21 protein-coding genes are annotated in these 21,673 nt (G+C 63.0%); 6 read left to right on the top strand and 15 right to left on the bottom strand.

Annotation, left to right across the window (positions count from 1 at the left end; genetic code table 11):
- The coding region (locus M6D32_RS21735) for a DNA polymerase IV (protein ID WP_298260093.1) at positions 1 to 642 on the bottom strand (642 nt) is incomplete at its 3' end.
- Between the two features lie 17 nt (positions 643 to 659).
- Complete coding sequence (locus M6D32_RS21730; RefSeq protein WP_298260091.1) at positions 660 to 959, bottom strand: DUF3572 domain-containing protein; 300 nt, start codon at positions 957 to 959, stop codon at positions 660 to 662.
- A 224-nt stretch (positions 960 to 1,183) separates the two neighbouring features.
- Here M6D32_RS21730 and M6D32_RS21725 point away from each other — a divergent pair, with 224 nt between their 5' ends.
- Positions 1,184 to 1,549, top strand: a complete 366-nt coding sequence (locus M6D32_RS21725) for a response regulator (protein ID WP_298260089.1) — start codon at positions 1,184 to 1,186, stop codon at positions 1,547 to 1,549.
- 11 nt (positions 1,550 to 1,560) lie between these two features.
- Positions 1,561 to 2,934 carry a PleD family two-component system response regulator gene (locus tag M6D32_RS21720; protein ID WP_298260087.1) on the top strand — a complete coding sequence of 458 codons (1,374 nt, stop codon included), beginning with the start codon at positions 1,561 to 1,563 and terminating at the stop codon, positions 2,932 to 2,934.
- A 10-nt stretch (positions 2,935 to 2,944) separates the two neighbouring features.
- Here the strand turns inward: M6D32_RS21720 and M6D32_RS21715 are convergent, their stop codons facing one another.
- Positions 2,945 to 3,550, bottom strand: coding sequence for a TetR/AcrR family transcriptional regulator (locus M6D32_RS21715; RefSeq protein ID WP_298260086.1), 606 nt, complete (start codon positions 3,548 to 3,550; stop codon positions 2,945 to 2,947).
- 131 nt (positions 3,551 to 3,681) lie between these two features.
- On the opposite strand from M6D32_RS21715, the gene M6D32_RS21710 reads away from it, so the two are divergent.
- Positions 3,682 to 4,914, top strand: a complete 1,233-nt coding sequence (locus tag M6D32_RS21710; protein WP_298260084.1) for an MFS transporter — start codon at positions 3,682 to 3,684, stop codon at positions 4,912 to 4,914.
- A gap of 225 nt (positions 4,915 to 5,139) precedes the next feature.
- Here M6D32_RS21710 and rpmG read toward each other — a convergent pair whose 3' ends face one another.
- From rpmG to M6D32_RS21675, 7 genes are all read right to left on the bottom strand, one after another.
- Complete coding sequence (rpmG, locus tag M6D32_RS21705) at positions 5,140 to 5,307, bottom strand: 50S ribosomal protein L33 (protein ID WP_159011529.1); 168 nt, start codon at positions 5,305 to 5,307, stop codon at positions 5,140 to 5,142.
- A gap of 185 nt (positions 5,308 to 5,492) precedes the next feature.
- Positions 5,493 to 6,818 (bottom strand): LLM class flavin-dependent oxidoreductase, encoded by a 1,326-nt coding sequence (locus tag M6D32_RS21700; RefSeq protein WP_298260080.1) that lies wholly within the window; start codon positions 6,816 to 6,818, stop codon positions 5,493 to 5,495.
- 134 nt (positions 6,819 to 6,952) lie between these two features.
- Complete coding sequence (locus M6D32_RS21695; protein WP_298260078.1) at positions 6,953 to 7,696, bottom strand: NUDIX hydrolase; 744 nt, start codon at positions 7,694 to 7,696, stop codon at positions 6,953 to 6,955.
- Positions 7,697 to 7,899: 203 nt separating this feature from the next.
- On the bottom strand, positions 7,900 to 8,328 hold the full coding sequence (locus M6D32_RS21690) for a DUF983 domain-containing protein (RefSeq protein WP_298260076.1): 429 nt from the start codon (positions 8,326 to 8,328) through the stop codon (positions 7,900 to 7,902).
- Positions 8,316 to 10,652, bottom strand: a complete 2,337-nt coding sequence (gene rnr, locus M6D32_RS21685; RefSeq protein ID WP_298260074.1) for a ribonuclease R — start codon at positions 10,650 to 10,652, stop codon at positions 8,316 to 8,318. Before rnr ends, M6D32_RS21690 begins: the two co-directional genes overlap by 13 nt.
- A 178-nt stretch (positions 10,653 to 10,830) precedes the next feature.
- Positions 10,831 to 13,605, bottom strand: coding sequence for a type I DNA topoisomerase (topA, locus tag M6D32_RS21680; RefSeq protein WP_298260072.1), 2,775 nt, complete (start codon positions 13,603 to 13,605; stop codon positions 10,831 to 10,833).
- Between the two features lie 215 nt (positions 13,606 to 13,820).
- Complete coding sequence (locus M6D32_RS21675; protein WP_298260070.1) at positions 13,821 to 14,294, bottom strand: helix-turn-helix domain-containing protein; 474 nt, start codon at positions 14,292 to 14,294, stop codon at positions 13,821 to 13,823.
- Between the two features lie 133 nt (positions 14,295 to 14,427).
- Between M6D32_RS21675 and M6D32_RS21670 the strand changes: the two genes are divergently transcribed.
- Positions 14,428 to 15,207, top strand: coding sequence for an SDR family oxidoreductase (locus M6D32_RS21670; RefSeq protein ID WP_298260068.1), 780 nt, complete (start codon positions 14,428 to 14,430; stop codon positions 15,205 to 15,207).
- Positions 15,208 to 15,260: 53 nt separating this feature from the next.
- Here the strand turns inward: M6D32_RS21670 and M6D32_RS21665 are convergent, their stop codons facing one another.
- Complete coding sequence (locus tag M6D32_RS21665) at positions 15,261 to 15,872, bottom strand: FMN-dependent NADH-azoreductase (RefSeq protein WP_298260066.1); 612 nt, start codon at positions 15,870 to 15,872, stop codon at positions 15,261 to 15,263.
- Between the two features lie 115 nt (positions 15,873 to 15,987).
- Here M6D32_RS21665 and M6D32_RS21660 point away from each other — a divergent pair, with 115 nt between their 5' ends.
- On the top strand, positions 15,988 to 16,392 hold the full coding sequence (locus tag M6D32_RS21660; RefSeq protein ID WP_298260064.1) for a helix-turn-helix domain-containing protein: 405 nt from the start codon (positions 15,988 to 15,990) through the stop codon (positions 16,390 to 16,392).
- Position 16,393: 1 nt separating this feature from the next.
- Here M6D32_RS21660 and dprA read toward each other — a convergent pair whose 3' ends face one another.
- A complete protein-coding gene (gene dprA, locus M6D32_RS21655) occupies positions 16,394 to 17,506 on the bottom strand; it encodes a DNA-processing protein DprA (protein WP_298260062.1) in 1,113 nt (370 codons plus the stop codon).
- A 165-nt stretch (positions 17,507 to 17,671) separates the two neighbouring features.
- Between dprA and M6D32_RS21650 the strand changes: the two genes are divergently transcribed.
- A complete protein-coding gene (locus M6D32_RS21650; RefSeq protein ID WP_298260061.1) occupies positions 17,672 to 18,919 on the top strand; it encodes an amidase in 1,248 nt (415 codons plus the stop codon).
- Between the two features lie 47 nt (positions 18,920 to 18,966).
- Here the strand turns inward: M6D32_RS21650 and M6D32_RS21645 are convergent, their stop codons facing one another.
- The 3 genes from M6D32_RS21645 to M6D32_RS21635 all read right to left on the bottom strand — a co-directional run bounded on the left by M6D32_RS21645 (position 18,967) and on the right by M6D32_RS21635 (position 21,612).
- Positions 18,967 to 19,587: a hypothetical protein gene (locus M6D32_RS21645; RefSeq protein ID WP_298260059.1), complete on the bottom strand. Its 621-nt coding sequence runs from the start codon at positions 19,585 to 19,587 to the stop codon at positions 18,967 to 18,969.
- Between the two features lie 64 nt (positions 19,588 to 19,651).
- Complete coding sequence (gene plsY / locus M6D32_RS21640) at positions 19,652 to 20,242, bottom strand: glycerol-3-phosphate 1-O-acyltransferase PlsY (RefSeq protein WP_298260057.1); 591 nt, start codon at positions 20,240 to 20,242, stop codon at positions 19,652 to 19,654.
- Between the two features lie 68 nt (positions 20,243 to 20,310).
- Positions 20,311 to 21,612: a dihydroorotase gene (locus M6D32_RS21635; RefSeq protein WP_298260055.1), complete on the bottom strand. Its 1,302-nt coding sequence runs from the start codon at positions 21,610 to 21,612 to the stop codon at positions 20,311 to 20,313.
- Between the last annotated feature and the right edge of the window lie 61 nt (positions 21,613 to 21,673).

The raw sequence follows: 21,673 nt of genomic DNA, 5'->3' as shown, positions 1-21,673 counted from the left end.
CACCGGCTTGTTGGTGAGCAGCGCAAAGCCGTCATCCCGATCGAGCACGGCAAAGCCGCGTGGCTTGTCGAGATCGCTGGCGACCTTGGCGAGGAACTTGTTGCAGGACAGCCCGACCGAGATCGTGATGCCGATGGTCTTTTCGACCTCGCGGGCAAAGCGTGCGAGCGTCAGCGCCGGCACCGCGTGGTGCATCAGTTCGGTGCCCGACAGATCGAGAAAGGCTTCGTCGATCGACAGCGGCTCGACCAGCGGCGTCAGCGCCTGCATGGCAAGGCGCACCTCGCGGCCGACCCGCACATATTTCGCCATGTCCGGCCGGATGACGATGGCGGACGGACACAGCGCCAGGGCCTTGAACATCGGCATTGCCGAGCGGACGCCGAAGGTGCGGGAGATGTAGCAGGCGGCCGAGACCACGCCGCGCTTGCCGCCGCCGATAATCACGGGCTTGTCGGCGAGTTCCGGATTGTCGCGCTTCTCGACCGTGGCGTAAAACGCGTCGCAATCGATATGGGCGAAGCTCAGCGCGGCCAGTGCACGGTGACGCAACAGCCGGGGCGAGCCGCACGCGCGACATCGCCGCGCGCCGAAATCCAGATCATGAAGACAATCCCTGCAAAAACAGGCTGGTCCATCCATGATTGCCGCACTGGATGTCACGGCCCGTCGCGCTCCCACTGAGGATCATTGAGTGCTTGATGAGCCGCGGCAATGTTGGTCGGATGGAGCTGCGAGACTTCGGCAAAGGCCTTAACGGTGGCGTCATCACGGATCACGAAATCGAGTACGTGCGCCAGGAATCGGGGATCGGCGGCGGCACTGCGCAAGGTCTCCGGTCCTATCCCGCTTTCGGCCAGGAACGCGCCCAGCCGCTCGGGATCGCCCGCGACAAAGGAAAGCGCCTGAATCGCAACGATTTCAGCTACTTCGCGAGGGTTCCGTTTCGATTTTTTCAAGATTTCGATTTGCCTTTCCGTAACTTATGGTCTCTATTTTCTGAACGATCATGCCCGAGTCTGCGGAAGTTGTTCAAGCAACCGCCAACTACGTCGCGGTAAGTCGTGCCGGGCTTAACGGGTTAGAGCGAATCTGGCGCTAGTTTGATTTCACTTTTTGAAAGGCCGAGCGGGCTCGGGGGCTTTGCTCCCTATGTCTGCATTGCCAGGAGTGGAGGGGCGGGATGGCAAAGACCGTCCTGATCGTGGAGGATAACGAGCTCAATATGAAGCTCTTTCGCGATCTGCTTGAAGCGCATGGCTATCAGACTTCCGGTACCAGCAATGGTTTCGAGGCGCTCAATCTTGTGCGCAAGCTTCGCCCTGATCTGATCCTGATGGATATCCAGTTGCCGCAGGTTTCGGGTCTCGAAGTGACGCGATGGATCAAGGACGATCCGGAACTGCGTGCCATTCCCGTCGTCGCGGTGACCGCGTTTGCGATGAAGGGCGACGAAGAGCGTATTCGCGAAGGCGGATGCGAGGCGTATCTGTCCAAGCCGATCTCGGTCGGCAAGTTCATCGAGACCGTCCGACGGTTTATCGGATAGGGAGTTGTAAGATGTCCGCGCGTGTTCTTGTGGTCGACGATGTTCCTGCCAACGTCAAATTGTTGGAAGCGCGGTTATCGGCCGAATATTTCGATGTGCTCACCGCCTCGAACGGCGCTGAAGCGCTTGCGGTCTGTGCGCGTGCCGAATGCGACATTATCCTGCTCGACGTCATGATGCCGGACATGGACGGCTTTGAGGTTTGCCGCCGGTTGAAGTCGAATCCGGCGACCCACTTCATTCCGGTCGTCATGGTGACGGCGCTCGACAGCCCCGCCGACCGCGTGCGCGGGCTGGAAGCCGGCGCCGACGATTTTCTCACCAAGCCGGTATCCGACATCGTCCTGATCGCGCGGGTGCGCTCGCTGACCCGGCTCAAGATGATGACCGACGAATTGCGGATGCGCGCCATTACCTCGCTTGAAATCGGCGTGCAAGCGCCGGAGCGGAGCGCGGTTTCCGACGCCGGCAAAGGCGGCCGCGTTCTGCTGGTCGACGATCGGCCGTCGTCCTATGAGCGGCTCGCGCCAGTCCTTTCCACCGAGCACACGGTCGATGTCCAAGCCAACCCGGCCGAGGCGTTGTTTCATGCGGCCGACGGCGATTATGACCTTTTGATCGTGTCGCTAGGCCTCGACAATTTCGATGGGCTTCGGCTGTGCAGCCAGGCGCGCTCCCTGGAGCGAACCCGCCATGTCCCGATCCTCGCGATCGCGGATGCCGACAGCAATACGCGGCTGCTGCGCGGGCTCGAGATCGGCGTCAACGACTATCTGCTGCGCCCGGTCGACAAGAACGAACTCCTGGCGCGGGCCCGCACCCAGATCCGCAAGCGCCGCTATACCGATCACCTGCGCGATAACGTGCAGAACTCGATCGACGCTGCGATTACCGATGCTCTGACCGGCCTGCACAACCGCCGCTATATGGAAAGCCATCTGGCGACGCTGGCGGAACAGGCTTCGAGCCGCGGCAAGCCGCTGGCGGTGATGATGCTCGACATCGATTTCTTCAAGTCGATCAACGACAATTACGGCCACGATGCGGGCGACGACGTGCTGCGTGAGTTCGCAGTGCGCGTACGTAAGTCGATCCGCGGCATCGATCTCGCCTGCCGCTACGGCGGCGAGGAATTCGTGATCGTGATGCCGGAGACTGACCTGCATGTCGCGGGCGTGGTGGCCGAACGGCTGCGGCGCTCGATCGCCGGCGAGCGGTTCGCCGTCAACAAGGGTGAAAAGCGCATCGAGGTCACGATCTCGATCGGCCTCTCCACCCTGGAGCGGAAAGGCGAGGCGGTCGCGGACGTGCTCAAGCGCGCCGACAACGCGCTCTACCGCGCCAAGCATGATGGCCGCAACCGCGTCGTCGCCAACGCGGCGTAACCCGCGGGGACTATCCTTTCGTCCGGCTTTTGGCCTGCGATCCTGGCGGAGCGTCGTCGAACCTGACTCCGGCGCCCGACAATAGCACCCTTGCGGCTTCCTTCGCGGCCCGCGCCATCGCGGGGTCGTCGCGTATAAGGTCCTGCGCAATCGAACCATCGACGAGCAGCACAAGCTGCGTCGCGAGGCTGTCCGGATCAGCAACACCGACCTGCACAAGCAGATCGCAGAACCAGAGGCGGCGGCTTTCCTTGAAAGCGACCGCGATCTTGCGCACGGACCGGTTCTCCGGGCCGACCTCGGCGACGGCGTTGACGAAGGGGCAGCCGCGAAAATCTTTCGCCGAAAAGCGCCGCTCCAGCGAATCGAAGGTGGCGAGAATCTGTTCGGCTGGAGGTTTATCGGACGCGCGAGGCTGCACGAAGCGGCGCTCCAGATAGGCCGATATCAGCGCGTCTTTTGACGGGAAGTGGTTGTAAAGCGTGCGTTTGCTGATGCCGATCTCGGCCGCGATGGTATCGACGCCGATCGCCCTGATGCCCCTGAGATAGAACAGGCGGTCGGCGGTTTCGAGAATCCGCTCCTTCATGGTCGGCTTGGTGGTCGGGCTTGCCATGCGAACGCGCGATATCCTCATGCCTTGGCAACAGGGATTTCACCATAGCCGAAGTAAACAGGTCTGTGTACTCTATATTCGAGCCACCAGACCGTGGATCGATCGCGGCCGGTCGAGGGAGAACACGAACGATGCCCCTGTTGCAGGTCTTGCGTCCCACGCTGCCGATTCTGATCGGCACCTCGTTGATGCTCACCTTGAGCATGGGGCTGCGGCAGTCGCTTGGCATCTTCATGCAGCCGCTGACGCACGATATCGGCATCTCCGTCTCCGATTTCACGCTGGCGATAGCTATCCAGAATCTCGCATGGGGTTTTCTGCAGCCCTTGGCGGGGGCGCTGGCCGTCCGTTTCGGCTTCCGCGCCATCATGGTGGCGGGCGCGGCTGCCTATATCGCCGGTCTTGCGCTGACGGTGACCGCCCATGGCCTCGTCAACGTCGTGATCGGCAGCGGCCTTTTGATCGGGATATCGCTTGCCTGCACGGCGGCGGCAATCGCGATGTCGGTTGCCGCGCGCGCAGTGCCCGCCTCAGTGCGCTCGACGGTGCTCGGCCTTGTATCCGGCGCCGGCTCGCTCGGCGCCTTGCTCTCGGCACCGATCGGACAGATGCTCAATGCCGGTTATGGCTGGCGGGTAGGGCTGGCGAGCTTCGTCGTCCTTGCCATCGGGATGATACCGGCTGCCTGGTTTGCCGGCCGCGTCGACGCCATTCCGCTGCCAAAGCCGTCTCGTGACGATATCGGCAACAACTCGGCGGGCGCCGCAGTCAGGCTTGCCTTCGGCAATGCCTCATTTGTGGTGATGACCTGCGCTTATTTCGTCTGCGGCATGCAGCTCGTCTTTCTGACCACGCATCTGCCGTCTTATCTTGCGATCTGCGGCCTCGACCCGATGCTGAGCGCGCAGACGCTTGCCATGATCGGCGGCTTCAATGTGCTGGGCAGCATTTTCTTCGGCTGGGCGGGGCAGCGCTGGAACAAGCTCGCTTTGCTGGGCGGCATCTATATCCTGCGCTCCATTGCGCTCGCCTGGTACTTCACGCTGCCGCCGACAGCCGCCAGCACGCTCCTGTTCGGCGCGATCATGGGCTCCCTGTGGATGGGCGTCGGTCCGCTGGTCGCAGGCGCGGTCGCAGAAATGTTTGGCCTGAAATGGCAGGCCATGATCCAAGGCCTCGCCTTCATGAGCCATCAGCTAGGAAGCTTCCTCGGCGCCTTCGGCGGCGGGCTGCTCTACGATTCACTCGGCTCCTACACGATGGCCTGGCGGATCGGTGTTGCGCTCGGCCTCGCCGGCGGCATCATTCAGGTCGCATTCGCGCTGATCAGGCCACCAGCACCGCCGATGCTGAAGGCGGCATAGTGGTCCGATTCTAACATTCGCATCCCTTCTCAGCAGCCACTTTCGCGAATGTTAGAATCAAAGGACCACTAGCAAATATATGTTTCTAGTGGAGTTTAGGATCTGACATTCGCCTTGCGAGTTCGCGGCTAGGTGGGTAGCGAATGTCCGATCCACTCCACTAGCGCATCAGGAATCAAAAACGGGGCCGAAGGCCCCGTTCGTCAGGTCGCGATGTAGGCGATCTTACTTGATCTTGGATTCCTTGAATTCAACGTGTTTGCGCGCAACCGGATCGTATTTCTTCTTCACGAGCTTGTCGGTCATGGTGCGCGAGTTCTTCTTGGCGACGTAGTAGAAGCCGGTGTCCGCCGAAGAAACGAGCTTGACCTTGATGGTGACCGCCTTGGCCATGTCAGTAAACCTCTGATGTCAGGATAGAAAGCCGGCCAGCCGGCCCGCGTTTGCGGCGCAACCTAGCCCCAAACCACCCAAAGTCAAGGTTTTGGGGGGCGATACGTCCGGGAAATGCGCCAAAATCCTTGCTTTCGCGCGAATTCTGATCGCAAAACCGGCCCCACTTTTGCACAATGCGCGCGTTACCTCTCGAAAAAGCGGTTTTTCGGCCGGGGCAGCCCGAGATTCTCGCGCAGGGTGCGTCCCTCATATTCCTTCCGGAAGATCCCGCGCTTCTGAAGTTCCGGCACGACCCCGTCGACGAAATCATCGAGGCCCTGAGGCAGGAACGGGAACATGATGTTGAAGCCGTCGCTGCCATAGCTCGTCAGCCATTCTTCCATCTGGTCGGCGATCGATTGCGGCGAGCCGACGAACGACAACCCGCCATAGCCGCCGACGCGCTGGGCGAGCTGGCGCACTGTGAGCTTGTCGCGCGTGGCGAGGTCAACCATTCGCTGACGGCCGCTCTTGCTTGCATTGGTTTCGGGTATCGGCGGCAATTGTCCGTCGGGATCGAAGGCTGAAGCGTCCGTGCCCAGGATCACCGAGAGCGAAGCAATAGCGCTGTCATAATGCACCTTGCTGTCGAGCAACGCGCGCTTTTCCCTGGCCTGTTCGAGGCTCTCGCCGACGACCACGAACGCGCCGGGCAGGATCTTCAGATGTTCGGGGTTGCGGCCGATCTTTTCCATTCGACCCTTGATGTCGGCGTAGAGCTTTTGCGCGTCGGCGAGGCTCCCGCCGCCGGTGAAGACCGCCTCCGCGGTCTCCGCCGCGAGCTGCCGACCGTCATCGGACGCACCGGCCTGGACGATCACGGGCCAACCCTGTACCGGGCGGGCGATATTGAGCGGACCGCGCACCGAGAGATATTTGCCTTTATGATCGAGCGTTTGCATCCTGGCGGGATCGAAATAGAGGCCGCTTTCGACATCCTTGACAAAGGCGTCGTCGGCAAACGAGTCCCACAGGCCGGTGACGACGTCGTAGAATTCGCGGGCGCGCTTGTAGCGTTCGGCGTGCTCCATGTGCTCGTCGAGCCCGAAATTCAACGCGGCATCAGGATTCGATGTCGTGACGATGTTCCAGCCTGCGCGGCCGCCGCTCAAATGATCGAGCGAGGCAAAGCGGCGTGCGATATGATAGGGCTCGTCGAAGGTTGTCGAACCGGTCGCGATCAGTCCGATATGTTCGGTGACAGCCGATAGCGCCGACAACAGCGTGAAGGGTTCGAACGAAGTCACCGTGTGGCTGCGCTTGAGCGCATTGATCGGCATGTTGAGCACGGCCAGATGGTCGGCCATGAAAAAGGCGTCGAACTTGCCGGCCTCGAGTTTTCGGGCCAGTTCCTTGATGTGGGCAAAGTTGAAGTTGGCATCAGGCCATGCGCCGGGATAGCGCCATGCGCCGGTATGAATGCTGATCGGCCGCATAAATGCGCCGAGCTTGAGCTGCCGTTGTGTCATCGCCCCATATCCGTGCCGTTATGGTCTATCGAAGAGATAGGCATGGCGGGCTGCAGCGCCATTGGCTAGCAAGCAGAAGATTATTTTGTTTTTGGAAGGCGGGACGACAAAGCCGGCCGTTGTTCTGTCAGCCGCTATGAGGCGGCTAAAACATCCCGGTGCATCTTGCCGCTATAGAAATGATAGAACGGCACCTCCGCGTCGTGGTTGAGCGCGCCGGCGGCTAAGCGTTTGTCCAGTTCGTTCAACACGTTTCGCGTCATCGGATGCAGGTCGGCGAGCGGCCTTGAGCCGAGTTCGACCCACACCAGTTCGACCAATTCCGCATCCGCATGAATGACGCCGTCGACACGATGGGCGATCGCCGAGGCATCGGCGGTGAAAAAGCGAGTGTCGAAGCGCCGCACGCGGCCGGGCGGGGTGATGGCGCGCGCGATCAGGAAAAGGCCGGATGGATCGGGCAGAAGGCCGGTGTCGGCAAAGGGTTTCCATGGACCCGACAATGCCGGCATCTTGCCCGCGTTCGCGCGCCCGAGACAAAGGCCGGTCTCCTCGCAGGCTTCGCGGATGGCGGCGACCGCGAGCGAGCGGGCGCGGGCTGCCGCGATCTTCGGGCTGCCCTTTAAAAGATTGGCTTCAAGCGCTTTCGAAATAGGGGCAGCCACCGGAACCCGGCCATCGGCCACGTCAACACGGCCGCCCGGGAAGACGAATTTGCCGGGCATGAACACCACCTTGTCGTGGCGTCGGCCGACCAGGACTTTGGGGATCGCACCGGTGCGATCGACCAGGATCAGCGTCGCGGCATCGACCGGGCGGCGATAGGGATGATGGTCGGCTTCCTTTTCTTCCGCCACTGGTTGCCCCGTTTCGCTCATCATGCGCGCCCTGTTCCTGGTCGGAAAACGCTCTAGTCTAGTACCGCCGATCTGAAGTCCCTGCACCACAAGCGGCGAATTGGATCAGGGACTTCAGATCGATAAAGCGGTACTAGAATCAACAAAGTTTGCTAGTGCCCATGACTTTCCGAAGTTCGTGAAGGTGGGCGCTGCGACGGAGCACGAACTTCGGAAAGTGGGCACTAGAGCTCCGGATTCTCTTCGTCAAATCCGTGCATCCGCAGCGCCCATTGCACCCCGACGACGGCCCCCTTGACCGGTTGCAACAGCGCCAGCGAGGCGAAGAAGGTGAACGGCAGATAGATCGCAAGCTGAAGCGCCACGGGCGGCGAATAGTTGGTTTCGATCATCAGCGCCGTGGGCACCACGATGTGGCCGACGATGACGATGACGAGATAGGCCGGCAGATCGTCGGCGCGATGGGGCGTAAAATCCTGCCCGCAGGCCGAGCAGGCGTTGTCGACCTTCAGGAAAGCGCGAAACAGCTTGCCTTCCCCGCAGCGCGGGCAGCGGCCGCGAAAGCCGCGCTTCAAGGCCTGCCAGACGTCGCGCTTCTCCTGCAGTCCGGCTTCCTGGATCCAGACGATGGGGCGATCGCTTACCGTTTCCATGACTTGCCTTTCTTCTTCTTTCCAGCCTTCACTTTATCCGCTTTGCGAGCCTTTTGGCGCGTCCCTTTGCCTGGATTGGCCTTGTTGCCGGAATAGGTTTTGGCCTTCACGAAATTGCGGCGTCGCGTATGAGGAAGCGTTTGGCCTTCCGAGAGCAGTTCGAACCGCAACGCGCCGGCGACAGGTGCAGCTTCTACCAGACGAACGTCGACGATGTCCCCAAGCCTGTGCATGGCACCGCTGCGTGCGCCGATCAGCGCATGGCGCGTTTCGTCATGGTTGAAATATTCCTCGCCCAGCGAGCGGATAGGGACCAGTCCGTCGGCGCCGGTATCGGTCAGTTTGACGAACAGGCCTGCGCGGGTGACGCCGGAAATCCGTCCCTGAAACGTCGCGCCGATGCGGTCGGCGAGGAAATGCGCGATCAGCCGATCGGCGGTCTCGCGCTCGGCCTTCATCGCGCGGCGTTCGGTGACCGAGATTTGGGCCGCGACTTCGCTTAAGCCTTCCATCGTTTCGGTGTCCGGCATGGCGCCTTCGCCGAGCCCAAGCGCCCGGATCAGCGCGCGATGGACGACAAGATCGGCATATCGCCGGATCGGCGAGGTGAAATGCGCGTAGCGGCGCAGGTTGAGGCCGAAATGGCCGTAATTCTCGGCGGAATATTCAGCCTGCGCCTGTGAGCGCAACACCACTTCATTCACCAGCGATTCCGCATCGTGGCCCTTGACCTGCGCCAGCACGCGGTTGAAGACGGCCGGCCGCAAGGCGCCGGCCTTGGCGAAGGGCAGGTCGAGGGTTTTCAGGAATTCCTGGAGCGCGTGAACCTTTTCGAGCGTCGGCTCATCGTGCACCCGGTAGATAAGCGGCAGCGATTTCTTCTCAAGCATTTCGGCCGCGGCGACGTTGGCCAAAATCATGAACTCTTCGATCAGCTTGTGCGCATCTAACCGCTCGGGCACGATGACGCGGTCGACCGTGCCATCGGCCTTCAACTGGATCTTGCGTTCGGGAAGGTCGAGATCGAGCGGATCGCGCTCTTCGCGGGCGCGCTTCACCGTTGCATAGGCCGCATAAAGCGGCCTGAGGATCGGATCGAGCAGGGGACCCGTCGTGTCGTCGGGATGGCCAGCGATGGCGGCCTGCGCCTGCGCATAAGCCAGTTTGGCGGCCGAACGCATCAACACGCGATGGAAGGTGTGCGAGCGCTTGCGCCCGTCCGCTCCGATCACCATCCGCACGGCGAGCGCGCCGCGCGGCTCGCCCGGCACCAGCGAGCACAGGTTGTTGGAGATGCGCTCGGGCAACATCGGGACCACGCGGTCCGGGAAATAGACCGAGTTGCCGCGTTCCAGCGCATCGTGATCGAGCGCCGAGCCTGGCCGCACGTAGAACGCGACGTCGGCGATCGCGACATGGACGATGAAGCCGCCTTTGTTGTTCGGGTCGGAATCGGCTTCGGCGTGGACCGCGTCGTCGTGGTCCTTCGCGTCCGGCGGGTCGATGGTGACGAGGGGGACGTCGCGCCAGTCCTCGCGGCCCTTCAAGGTCGCCGGTTGGGCTTGTTCGGCCTCGTGGAGCGCGTCTTTCGAAAACGCCTGCGGGATGTCGTGGGCATGGATCGCGATCAGGCTGATCGCCTTTTCGCTCGCGATGGACCCCAGTCGCTCCTTGACCTTGCCGGAAGCGAGGCCGAAGCCGCGCGACCGCACGAGATCGACGCTGACGAGGTCGCCGCTTTCGGCCCCGAGCGTGTCAGTCTTGGCGATGTTGAGTTCGCGGCCAGCCTGCTTCTTGTCGACCGGGACCAGCCGTCCGCCGCCGTCGGGATTCTTTCGGAAGATACCGAGCACGCGCGTCTTGGCGTGATCGAGCACCTTGAGGATCCGACCGCGATAGGCGACGCCGTCGCGGACGTGCTCTTCGATCTTTTCAACGCGGAGCAGCACGCGGTCGCCGACGCCCGCCGCGGTGCCCGGCTTTGCTCGCCGCGGCATATGGATACGGATCTTCGGCGGCTCGCCGCTTTCGACCTCATCCCATTCGGCCGGGACGGCCAATAGCTCGCCATCGCCGTCGCGCTTGGTGATGTCGGCCAACAAGGTCGCGGGCAGGGTCTCAGGTTCGCTGATTTCCTTGCCCTGCTTCTTGATGATGCCTTCGTCGGCCAGGTCGCGCAGCAATTGCTTCAGCGCGGCGCGGTCGGCGTTCCTGAGGCCGAACTCGTGCGCGATCTCGCGGGTTCCGATCTTTCCCGGATGCGCGCGAATGAAGGCGACGATTGTCTCTGTCGATGGAAAGCCGCCGTCGCGTTGCCGTGCCACACTAGTGCCCACTTTCCGAAGTTCGTGCACCGTCTCAGCACCCACCTTTCACGAACTTCGGAAAGTCATGGGCACTAGCAAGCTTATGATTCTAGTGCCGCCTTCTATTTGAAGTTCCTGAACGGTATTCGCCGCTTGTGGTGCAGGAACTTCAAATAGGCGGCACCATCCGCTTGCCTTATCCACTTGCCTTGCCGGCGCTCTTCTTGGCGGCAGGCTTGGCGGCCTTCTTCGCCGAGGTTTTCTTGGCCGTCACCGGCGCGCGCGCTTTGGAGGTCGATTCCGATTTCGGCTTGGCAGCCGATTTCTTCGCCGCGGCCTTCTTTGCAGGGGTTGGCGCACCATCGGCTTCCGATTTGGCAGCCGCGGCCTTTTCGGCCTTCGGCTTGGCAGCCTGAGCCTTTGGCTTCGCCGCTCTCTTGGCGCCGCGCTTTCCGCCGCCGCCCTTGGCCGCGCGCTCGTCGAGCAGGGGTATAGCTTCCGCAAGCGTGATCGTGTCGGGCGTCTTCTCGCCGGGCAGGGTCGCATTGATGCCGCCGGCCGAGACATAGGCGCCATAGCGGCCATTCTTGACCACGACCGCACCGAGCGTCGGGTGATCGCCCAGCGGCTTGCCTGGGTCCGCCCCAAAGCGCCGGCCGCTCGGACCTTTGGCGATCTTCTCGGCAATCAGCGTGACCGCGCGGTTGAGGCCGACGTCAAAGACTTCGTCGCCTGCCTCCAGGCTGGCATAGGTCTTCTCATGCTTCACGAACGGTCCAAAACGGCCGAGGCCCGCCGTAATCGGCTGGCCGGTTTCCGGATGCAGGCCGATGGTGCGCGGCAGCGACAGTAGTTTCAGCGCCAGCTCAAGCTCGACATCGGCAGGTGATGTGCCTTTGGGAATGCCGGCGCGCCTGGGCTTTTCGCCTTCCTCATAATCCTTCTGCTCGCCGAGCTGGATGTAGGGACCAAACCGTCCGGCCTTCACGAACACGTCGCGGCCGGTCTCGGGGTCCTTGCCCAGCACGCGATCGGCGCTGGCCTCGCTGTCGGCGGCGAGCGGTCTCGTGTAGCGGCATTCCGGATAGTTGGTGCAGCCAACAAACGCGCCGAACTTGCCGGCCTTGAGGTTCAGCCGTCCGGCACCGCAGCTTGGGCACTGCCTGATATCGCCGCCGTCCGCGCGCGGTGGATAGATGTGCGGCCCCAGCATCTCGTCGAGGGAGTCGAGCACCTCGGCGACGCGGAGGTCCTTGATGTCGTTGACCGCACCGATGAAGCCGCGCCAGAAATCCTTCAGCACTTCCTGCCAGGAAATCTCGTTATTCGAGATGCGGTCGAGCTGTTCTTCCAGCCCGGCGGTGAAGTCGTATTCGACATAGCGGGCGAAGAAGTTTTCCAGGAACGCGACGACAACGCGGCCCTTGTCCTCGCCATGCAGGCGCTTCTTCTCCAGCCGCACATAGCCGCGGTCCTTCAGCACCTGGAGGATCGAGGCATAGGTCGAGGGCCGGCCGATGCCGAGTTCTTCCATGCGCTTGACCAGCGAGGCTTCGGAGAAGCGCGGCGGCGGCTCGGTGAAATGTTGCGTGACGGCGAGGTTCTGGCGCTTGACGTTTTCGCCTTCGCTCATCGCCGGGAGGCGGCGGCTGTCCTCATCGTCGCCATCGTCGTCGCGGCCTTCCTGGTAGAGCGCGAGGAAACCATCGAACTTGATCACCTGGCCGGAGGCGCGCAGCTCGAGCGTGCGGGAGCCTGCCTTCGCCGTAATATCGACCGTGGTGCGCTCGAGTTCGGCGGACTCCATCTGGCTCGCGATGGTACGGGTCCAGATCAATTCGTAAAGCCTGGCCTGTTCCGGATCGAGCCGGCGGCGCATGTCGTTCGGCCGCCGCGACAGATCGGTGGGACGGATCGCTTCGTGGGCTTCCTGCGCGTTCTTGGCCTTGGCCTGATACTGGCGCGGCGCGTCCGGCACATAGGCGTTGCCGTAATCCTCGCCGATCACCTTGCGGGCCTGCGTGATCGCCGAGCCGTCGATCTGCACGCCGTCGGTTCGCATATAGGTAATGAGACCGGTGGTCTCGCCGCCGATATCGATGCCCTCATAAAGGCGCTGCGCGATCCGCATGGTGTGCGCGGGCGCAAAGCCGAGCTTGCGGCTGGCTTCCTGCTGCAAGGTCGAAGTGGTGAAGGGGGCCTGCGGGTTGCGCCGCGCCGGTTTGGCTTCGACCGATGTCACCGTGAAGGCGGCGGTGTCCAGCGCCTTCCTGAAATCTTCGGCTTCCGCGCCGGTGCCGATGTCGAGGCGCTGGATCTTCTTGCCGTCGGCGCCGACAAGCCGCGCCTCAAAGGTATCGCCGCGCGCAGTGGTGAGCGTCGCCACCAGGGACCAGTATTCGCGGGCGACGAATTTCTCGATCTCGAGCTCGCGGTCGCAGACGAGCCGCAGCGCCACCGATTGCACGCGGCCGGCCGAGCGCGCGCCGGGCAGCTTGCGCCACAGCACGGGCGAGAGGGTGAAGCCGACGAGGTAGTCCAGCGCGCGGCGCGCCATATAGGCGTCGACCAGCGCGCCGTCGATCTGGCGCGGATGCTTCATCGCCTCCGAAATCGCCTGCTTGGTGATGGCGTTGAAGACCACGCGCTCGATCGCCTGATCCTTCAGCGCGCGCTTTTCCTTCAGCACTTCGAGGACGTGCCAGGAGATCGCTTCGCCCTCGCGATCAGGATCGGTCGCCAGAATGAGCTTGTCGGCGCCCTTCAAGGCCTTGGCGATATCGTTCAGCCGGCTGGCGGCCTTGGGGTCGACCTCCCAGATCATCTGGAAGTTGGCGTCCGGATCGACCGATCCGTTCTTGGCGGGGAGGTCACGGACATGGCCGAAAGACGCCAGCACTTCATAGGAAGCGCCCAGATATTTGTTGATCGTCTTGGCCTTGGCCGGCGACTCCACGATGACGAGATTCATGTCATTCCAATGGCTTAGGGAAAAAATAACGGCCGGTTCCGCGGGACTCGCGTCGGCCGTTTCGATCCGAACATGGGTGGTGCGGCCGCCCCTGTCAAATCGCCAGCAGTTGAAAGCAGGCGAAAGAGGGTAATTTCCACCTCACATAGGTTGTAAAACATATACTATAGATTGTAGTCCGAGCCGGCCGGCGGCCTCCGGAAAGCTGGAAAGCCTCAGGCGGTCGTGCGGCGTTTTGCCTTGGCCGGTTGCCGGGGTTTCAACACCGTGTCGCCGACACCAAGCCGCCGTCCGTCCTGGGCATGCAGTTCAAGCTTGCGGACTGGTCGGCCTTTTTCGCGATCGACCAGGTAGGTTCCGATTTCTTCCGGATGAGCGTCGAAGGTCTCGGTCCATTGCCGCAGCGCCACGATGACCGGGAACAGCCCACGTCCTTTTTCGGTTAGGACATATTCCTGGTAGGCGCTGCCGTCGGAGGCGGGCGCGGTTGCGAGAATTCCTTCCTCGATAAGCATGCGCAGCCGAGCCGTCAGGATGTTCTTGGCGAGCCCGAGACTTTTCTGAAACTCGCCGAACCGGCGCCCGCCGAGCATGGCGTCGCGGATGATCAGGAGCGACCACCAGTCGCCGATCACATCGAGCGCCCGCGCGATGGGGCAGGCGTCGCCCTCAAAGCTTGTCCGTTTCACGGTTCCTCTCCGCCTTCATGGTCCGCTTCACAGGTGCGAAGCGCGCTCACGGTCTTGTGTGGTTGCAATATTAAACCATCTGGCTTACCTAAGCCAAGCAGTTTAATTATGCAACCATCTCACGGAGACGATCATGGCTAACCGGCTAGCGAACAAGACGGCGTTGATTACGGGCGGCAACAGCGGCATCGGGCTCGCAACAGCCAGGCTGTTCGTGGCCGAGGGCGCCAGGGTGACGGTCACCGGCCGCAACAAACAGACGCTTGATGCGGCAGCAAAGGAATTGGGGCCGAATGCTCTGGCCGTCATCGCCGACGCCAACGACGTTGCCGCAACCGAAGCGGCGGTGAAGCAGGCGGCGGAAAAGTTCGGCAAGCTCGATATTGTCTTCGCCAATGCCGGCATTCCCGGCAACACGCCGGTCGGCAAGACCACGCTTGCCGCCTTCGAGCAGGTGATCCGCACCAACCTCACCTCGGTCTTCTTCACGGTGCAGGCGGCATTGCCTTACCTGAACGACAATGCCTCGATCGTCCTCAACGGCTCGGTGATCTCCGTGCTCGGCAATCCCGGCTACTCGGCTTACGCGGCGACCAAGGCCGGCGTGACGGCGATGGCGCGGGTGATGGTGTCGGAACTCTCGCCGCGCGGCATCCGGATCAATGTCGTGGCGCCGGGTGCTGCCCGCACGCCGATCTGGAATGGCGCGGCGCCGACCGCAGAGGCTTTTGCGGCATTGGAGAAGCGCATCGCCGGCGTCACCCCGCTCGGGCGGATCGCCGAGCCCGATCACATCGCCAAAACCGTGCTGTTCCTCGCGTCTGACGATGCGGCCCACGTGCAGGGTCAGGAGATCTTCGTCGATGGCGGCGCGACCAGTTCGCCCGCGGGTGCGCCGGTCTTCCGCGGCTAATCGTCGAGCAGTGAACGAACCCGCTGCTTCATCGCAGCGGGCTCTTATTCGTCTTAAGCCGCGCGCAAGTTAGTGACGGCCTCAAGCGCGCTCGCAAGCGCTTTTTCGCGGTACTCCGGGCCGACCTGGATGCCATCAGCCGAAATGAATTCGGGTTGCGTCACGCCGATGAAACCGAAGATTCCACGCAGGTAAGATTCTAGGTGTTCCAGCGCCGCAGCGGGCGTGTCCGCGCCATAGAAGCCGCCACGCGAGATCGCCACGATGACGCGCTTGTCGCCGGCCAGGCCCTTCGGCCCTTGCGCGTCATATTTGAAGGTCTTGCCGGCCACGACGATACGATCGATCCAGGCCTTGAGCTGGCTTGGAATGGTGAAGTTGTACATCGGCGCGCCCAATACCACGGTATCGGAGGCAAGAAACTCATCGAGCACGACCTGACCCGTTGCCAATTCCTGCGCGATGTCCGCATTCGCAGTGGCGCCTTGCGCAGCCGCAAGATGTGCGCCGGACAGATGAGCAAGCGGCGTCGAAGTCAGGTCGCGGTAGCGGACCTCGAGGTTCGGCGCCGCTCGGCGCAGCTGGTCGACAATCGCGGCCGACAATTGCCGGCTGACGGAGTGAGGACCGAGCACGCTGGAATCGATGTGGAGGAGCTTTTTCATTGGGAGTCACCCTTGGTATTGGTTTGTAACCAACGCTATATGAGTGACTACCCCGACCCCACAAGAACGCACTTTTTTGAGCCCAAGGCACTTTCTTGAAACCCGAGGCACATTCTTGAAACCGAAGAACAGCAAAGTTCCCGTCCTTCCTTCGTCACCGGACCCGCACGCAGATTGCCGAAGCGTCGCTTCGGTGCTCGCGCGCATCGGCGACAAATGGAGCGTCTTCGTCATCATGATGCTGTTCGACGGGCCAAAGCGCTTCAACGAGATCAAGCGCCTGATCAACGGCATCTCGCAGCGGATGCTGACCCTGACGTTGCGGGGCCTGGAGCGAGACGGCCTCGTCACACGAACGGTCTTTCCGACCATCCCGCCGCGGGTCGATTACGAGCTCACCGATCTCGGACGCGGTTTGAGCAAGCCGGTGATAGCGCTTGGCCAATGGGCCATGGAGCATCAGACCGAGATCGAAGGGGCGCGCACCAAGTTCGATGGCCGGAAGGACGCGGCGGAGTAAGCTAAATCAGCGAAATCAATCCGCCGCCGTGCCGCTCCAGCCGCCCCGCGAGTTCAAGTTCGAGCAGCACGGTGCGCACCACCGCGGCCGAGGCGCCTGACAGGCGGATGAGGTCGTCGAGTTGGACCGGCGTGGGGCCGAGCAGGGAGACAACGCGGTCGCGTTCGGCCGTATCTGGATCGGGCGCGAGCGGCTCGACGTCGTCTTCGCGCAAGTCGATTGGCCGGCCCATGATCGGCTGGACCGCGTCGATCACGTCAGCCGCTTCGGTAATCAGCGTCGCGCCCTGCTTGATCAGGCCGTTGGTGCCGGCGGCCCGCGGATCGAGCGGCGAACCCGGCACGGCGAAGACTTCGCGGCCCTGTTCGTTGGCGAGGCGCGCGGTGATCAGTGAGCCCGACCGCAGCGCGGCTTCGACCACGATCACGCCCAGCGAGCTACCCGAGACCAGGCGGTTGCGCCGCGGGAAATCATGGGCGCGCGCCACATAGCCGAGCGGCATTTCCGAGATCGCGGCGCCATGCCTGAGGATCGCGGTCAACAGGTCCGTGTGTTCGGGCGGATAGATTTTGTCGGGACCGCCGGCGAGCACCGCGAGCGTGCCGCCTTCGATCGAGGCGCGATGCGCGGCCTGGTCGATGCCGCGCGCCAGGCCGGACACGACGACAAAACCGGCATTGGAAAGATCATGCGCCAGCACTTGTGCGAATTTCAATCCGGCGGCGGACGCATTGCGCGAGCCGACGATGGCGATCATCGGCCGCATCAGGACGTCAATGACGCCGCGCACGCCAAGCAAAGGCGGCGCATCGTCCAGCTCGGTCAGCCGCGGCGGATAGCCGGCTTCTTCAGGCGCGATGAGACTGACGCCGAGCTTCGCGCAGGCGTCCAGCTCCGCGTGCGCATCCGCCTCGCTCGGGATGCGCTGCGGACGCGATGCTCCGCCGCGGCGGGCGAACTCCGGCAACCGCTCCAGTGCAGCGCGCGCGCTGCCGAAATGACGAACCAGCGACCGAAACGTCCGTGGCCCGACGTTATCGGCGCGGATCAGCCGCAAGCGGTCGATGCGCTCTGCGTCGGTGAGATGTGTTGTCGGGGGCGATCGCTTGTCCATGCGGTGCAGGATGGATCAACCGGACGGTGAGGGGAAGGGGGCACGCCGCCCGCATAACACCCATCGTCAGGTGTGGGCTTGTCCCGGCCATCCACGTCTTGCTACGTGTCAAACCGAAGACGTGGATGCCCGCCATAAAGCGGGCACGACCAAGGGGGAAACCGCATGATCTCGCTCGCCGACCAGAAGTGCCGCATCGAGCAGGGCGCGCTCACCCCGGATGCCGCGCTTGCGGAGTCGCTTGCCGCGATCGACAAGCACGAGGGCGAGATCAAGGCCTTCGTCTGCCGTGCCAAAAATCCGAAGGCGCAGCAAAAGGGCCCGCTCGCCGGCATCGCGGTCGGGATCAAGGACATCATCGATACGGCCGACCTGCCGACCGAAATGGGCGCCGCGATCTACAGGGGTCATCAGCCGCTTGCGGACGCGCCGATCGTGATGCTGCTCAAGCAGGCCGGCGCTACCGTGGCCGGCAAGACGACGACCACGGCCTTTGCAGCGAACGATCCGACGCCTACGCACAACCCGCGCAACCTCGGCCATACGCCCGGCGGATCGTCGTCGGGCTCGGCCGCGGCGGTCGGCGCCGGAATGCTTCCGCTCGCGGTCGGCACGCAAACCGGCGGCTCGGTGATCCGGCCCGCGTCGTTCTGCGGCGTGGCGGCGATCAAGCCGTCCTATCGGCTGCTGCCGCCGGTCGGCGTCAAATGTTTTTCCTGGACGCTCGACACCGTCGGCCTGTTTGCCGCCGGCGTCGAGGATGTCGCGATCGCGCTTGCGGCCATCACCGGCCGCAGCGAGTTGAACGCGTCCGAGATGAAGTCGCCGCGCATCGGCGTGGTGACGCAGGATTTTGCCGGCGCTCCCGAAGCGGGCGGGGCGGAAGCCTTGCAGCATGCCGCACGTGCGGCGGCGAAAGCGGGCGCCTCGGTGCGCGAACTGAAAATGCCTGACATCGTCGCGGAAGCCTGGCGGATTCACAACGTGGTGCAGCAGGTCGAAGCACACCAGGCCTTCGCCTGGGAGTACCGCGAGAAGTACGACATCATGCCGCCGCTATTGCGCAAGCGGCTCGACGACAGCCGCCACTACACGGCGGCCGACTATGACGCGGCACGTATCGTGACGTTGAAAGCGCGCGCGGCGTTGAGCGAAATCCTGAAAGACGTCGACGTGCTGCTCGCGCTGTCGGCGCCAGGCGTTCCGCCTGCGGGTTTGGATTCGACCGGCGATCCCCGTTACAACCAGCTCTGGACGCTGATGGGATCGCCCTGCGTTAACGTGCCGGCCTATGTCGCCGAGGGTAATTTGCCGGTCGGCGTGCAGATTATCGCCGATTTCGGTGACGACGCGAAGGCGATCGCGGCGGCGCGCTTCATGGAGCGCGCGCTGAAGTCGCAACTACAAGAATGATCAATGGGATTCTGGTCATCTCAGTTTCCTTGAGGGTGCGTTAACGTTCAATCGCGTTCAAATCGAAAATTCCCGCCCTCCCGCTCGGTCAGCCGATAACCCTGATGGCAGGCCAGGAATATGGCTTCCGGGATCGACGTTTCGCGATAGGCAACATCTTTGACGTCAGTCGTCCCCGGAATGATGCCCGGGCCGTTGTCGACAAGACGCGTCACCTGCATTCGGCTTTCAACTGATGCTGTCGACAGAGTCAATCTCTTCCAAAGCATGATGCGAGCGCGGACGGCACACAGCGCGCGGACGGTTGCTTCCGGGTCTGGCGTGTACTGTATCGCGCCATTGGAATGCATGACGTCGACGCTGCCAAGCCAGCTGACTGCGGCGTCTATTCCCGTAAAGAATTGCAGGCTTTCGGTCGAGAGTTCAGCGGCGCGCCGCGCCATCGCCGGCGTTTCCACAACGGCCCAGCGGATCGCGGGGTCGCAGGCCATCTTGTAATGAACGCCGCAAGCGCCGCCAAAGTCCAGAACCGTTTTCGCGCCGGACAGCTCGTCGCGGAAAGATCGAAAGGCCAACGTTTTCCGGAAGGTGATTTCGATCAATTCCGGGTTTTCATAACCTTCCAATACCTCGCGATGTGGCGCGGCCGGAGCGCTGGTCTCGACCATTCTTCGCAAGAGACGTTTTGCGATCCCAATCATTCGTCCATCCACTTGTTCAGCTTCGCCGGCGTCACTTCTGCCCGATCTTGCCTTCGGTGCCCGCCATCAGCCGGCTGATATTGGCGCGGTGCATGTAGAACAGCAGCAGCGTAAGCAGCGCAAACAGCGCCGCGAGCGTGAGGTGCCCGAACGAGAGCAGGAAGATCGGCGTCACGACGCTGGCGACCAGCGCCGAGAGCGAGGAGTAGCGCGAGATCACGGCCGTGATCAGCCATACCGCGCAGAACACGATCGCGGCCGGCCAGAACAGGCCGATCAGAATGCCGATATAGACGGCAACGCCTTTGCCGCCCTTGAACTTCAGCCACACCGGAAAAAGATGGCCGAGAAAGGCGCCGAGGCCGGCGAGCATCGCCGCTTCCGCGCCACCATAGCTCGCAATGATCACGGCGACCGTGCCCTTCAGCGCGTCGAGCACAAGCGTTGCGGCCGCGAGACCCTTGCGGCCGGTGCGCAGCACATTGGTAGCGCCGATATTGCCGGAGCCGATCGAGCGCAGGTCTTCCGTGCCGGCCAACCGGGTCAGGATCAGGCCGAAGGGGATCGAGCCGAGCAGATAGCCGATGATCAAAGCGAGCGGCAGCCACATATTGGCGGACATCACAGCCTCCCCATTGCGCTCATTTCGCGCATCAGTGTGCCGCGTTTTGCTCGCGCAAGCTAGCTGGCTCAGACATGTTCATACGCAGTTCGTCCGCCGACGATGGTGCGGACGACGCGTCCCGAAAAGCGCGCTTCATCGAATGGCGTGTTCTTGCACTGCGACTTGAGGTCGGTGGGATCGAGCACCCACGGCGTGTCGGTGTCGATCACGATCACGTCCGCTGGCGATCCCGGCCGCAGCGAGCCGCCGGGCAGGCCGAGCAACTCGGCCGGTCGTGTCGACATCGCACGGATCAGCGTCTTGAAATCCATCTCGCCCTGATGGATCAGGCGCAGCGCCGCTGGCAGCATGGTCTCCAGCCCGACCGCGCCGACAGCGGCCTCCGCAAAGGGCAGGCGCTTGACCTCGACGTCCTGCGGATTGTGGTCGGACATGATCACATCGATCAGGCCCGAGGCGAGCGCCTCGACCAGCGCGCGCCGATCGTCCTCGGTGCGCAGCGGCGGGCACATTTTAAGGAACGTCCGGTAGGGGCCGATGTCGTTCTCGTTCAGCGTGACGTGGTTGATCGAGACCGAGGCCGAAACGTCGAGGCCTGCCTCGCGGGCGCGCTTGAGGATCTCGAGCGATTCCCTGCAGGTGAGCGATCCCGCGTGATAGCGGCCGCCGGTGAGCGCTACGAGCCGCATGTCGCGCTCGAGCATCACGGCTTCGGCCGCGGTCGGAATGCCCATCAGCCCAAGGCGCGTGGCGAATTCGCCTTCGTTCATGACGCCTTCGCCGACCAGATGCGGGTCCTCGGTGTGGTGGACGATCAGCGCATCGAAGTCCCGTGCGTAGGTCAGGGCGCGCCGCATCACCTGCGCATTGGTGACGCTCTTGTCGCCGTCGGTGAAGGCGACCGCACCGGCGGCCTTCAACAGCCCGATCTCGGTCATTTCTTCGCCGGCGAGGCCCTTGGTCAGCGCCGCCATCGGATGAATGTTGACGATCGCGGTGTCGCGGGCGCGCCGCAGCACGAAATCGACCGTCGCGGAATTATCGATCACCGGCGAGGTCGAGGGCTGGCAGACGATGGTGGTGATACCGCCGGTCGCTGCGGCCTGGCTGGCCGACGCAAAGGTCTCGCGGTGGCTGGCGCCGGGCTCTCCGACAAACGCACGCATGTCGATGAGGCCGGGCGCGACGATCTTGCCGGCGCAGTTGATGACGTCGGTGCCCTCGGGCACGCCGGCAGCACCAATGCCGCGCTTGTTGTCGCGGACCAGGCCGTCGGCGATCAGGATATCGCCGGGACCGTCGAAGTCCCGCGACGGATCGATCACGCGGGCGTTAGCGAGCAGGATGGGGCGGCGATCGGTTAACATCTAGAATAAATTCCGCTTCAGTAGAACGACGGGCTCTATCTCGGCCTCATGATCTCGGCCT

Origin of the sequence: Bradyrhizobium sp. (genome assembly GCF_027307225.1) — a bacterium.
GTDB lineage: Bacteria > Pseudomonadota > Alphaproteobacteria > Rhizobiales > Xanthobacteraceae > Bradyrhizobium.
The sequence above is the reverse complement of the archived record's forward strand: the minus strand, read 5'-3'. Positions and strand labels throughout refer to the sequence as shown.

Excerpts from the sequence above, each read along its gene's own strand:
- M6D32_RS21725 (WP_298260089.1), top strand. The coding sequence starts at position 1,184 with ATGGCAAAGACCGTCCTGATCGTGGAGGATAACGAGCTCAATATGAAG.
- M6D32_RS21720 (WP_298260087.1), top strand. The coding sequence starts at position 1,561 with ATGTCCGCGCGTGTTCTTGTGGTCGACGATGTTCCTGCCAACGTCAAA.
- M6D32_RS21715 (WP_298260086.1), bottom strand. The coding sequence starts at position 3,550 with ATGGCAAGCCCGACCACCAAGCCGACCATGAAGGAGCGGATTCTCGAA.
- M6D32_RS21710 (WP_298260084.1), top strand. The coding sequence starts at position 3,682 with ATGCCCCTGTTGCAGGTCTTGCGTCCCACGCTGCCGATTCTGATCGGC.
- rpmG (WP_159011529.1), bottom strand. The coding sequence starts at position 5,307 with ATGGCCAAGGCGGTCACCATCAAGGTCAAGCTCGTTTCTTCGGCGGAC.
- M6D32_RS21700 (WP_298260080.1), bottom strand. The coding sequence starts at position 6,818 with ATGACACAACGGCAGCTCAAGCTCGGCGCATTTATGCGGCCGATCAGC.
- M6D32_RS21695 (WP_298260078.1), bottom strand. The coding sequence starts at position 7,696 with ATGAGCGAAACGGGGCAACCAGTGGCGGAAGAAAAGGAAGCCGACCAT.
- M6D32_RS21690 (WP_298260076.1), bottom strand. The coding sequence starts at position 8,328 with ATGGAAACGGTAAGCGATCGCCCCATCGTCTGGATCCAGGAAGCCGGA.
- topA (WP_298260072.1), bottom strand. The coding sequence starts at position 13,605 with ATGAATCTCGTCATCGTGGAGTCGCCGGCCAAGGCCAAGACGATCAAC.
- M6D32_RS21670 (WP_298260068.1), top strand. The coding sequence starts at position 14,428 with ATGGCTAACCGGCTAGCGAACAAGACGGCGTTGATTACGGGCGGCAAC.
- M6D32_RS21665 (WP_298260066.1), bottom strand. The coding sequence starts at position 15,872 with ATGAAAAAGCTCCTCCACATCGATTCCAGCGTGCTCGGTCCTCACTCC.
- dprA (WP_298260062.1), bottom strand. The coding sequence starts at position 17,506 with ATGGACAAGCGATCGCCCCCGACAACACATCTCACCGACGCAGAGCGC.
- M6D32_RS21650 (WP_298260061.1), top strand. The coding sequence starts at position 17,672 with ATGATCTCGCTCGCCGACCAGAAGTGCCGCATCGAGCAGGGCGCGCTC.
- M6D32_RS21645 (WP_298260059.1), bottom strand. The coding sequence starts at position 19,587 with ATGGTCGAGACCAGCGCTCCGGCCGCGCCACATCGCGAGGTATTGGAA.
- plsY (WP_298260057.1), bottom strand. The coding sequence starts at position 20,242 with ATGTCCGCCAATATGTGGCTGCCGCTCGCTTTGATCATCGGCTATCTG.
- M6D32_RS21635 (WP_298260055.1), bottom strand. The coding sequence starts at position 21,612 with ATGTTAACCGATCGCCGCCCCATCCTGCTCGCTAACGCCCGCGTGATC.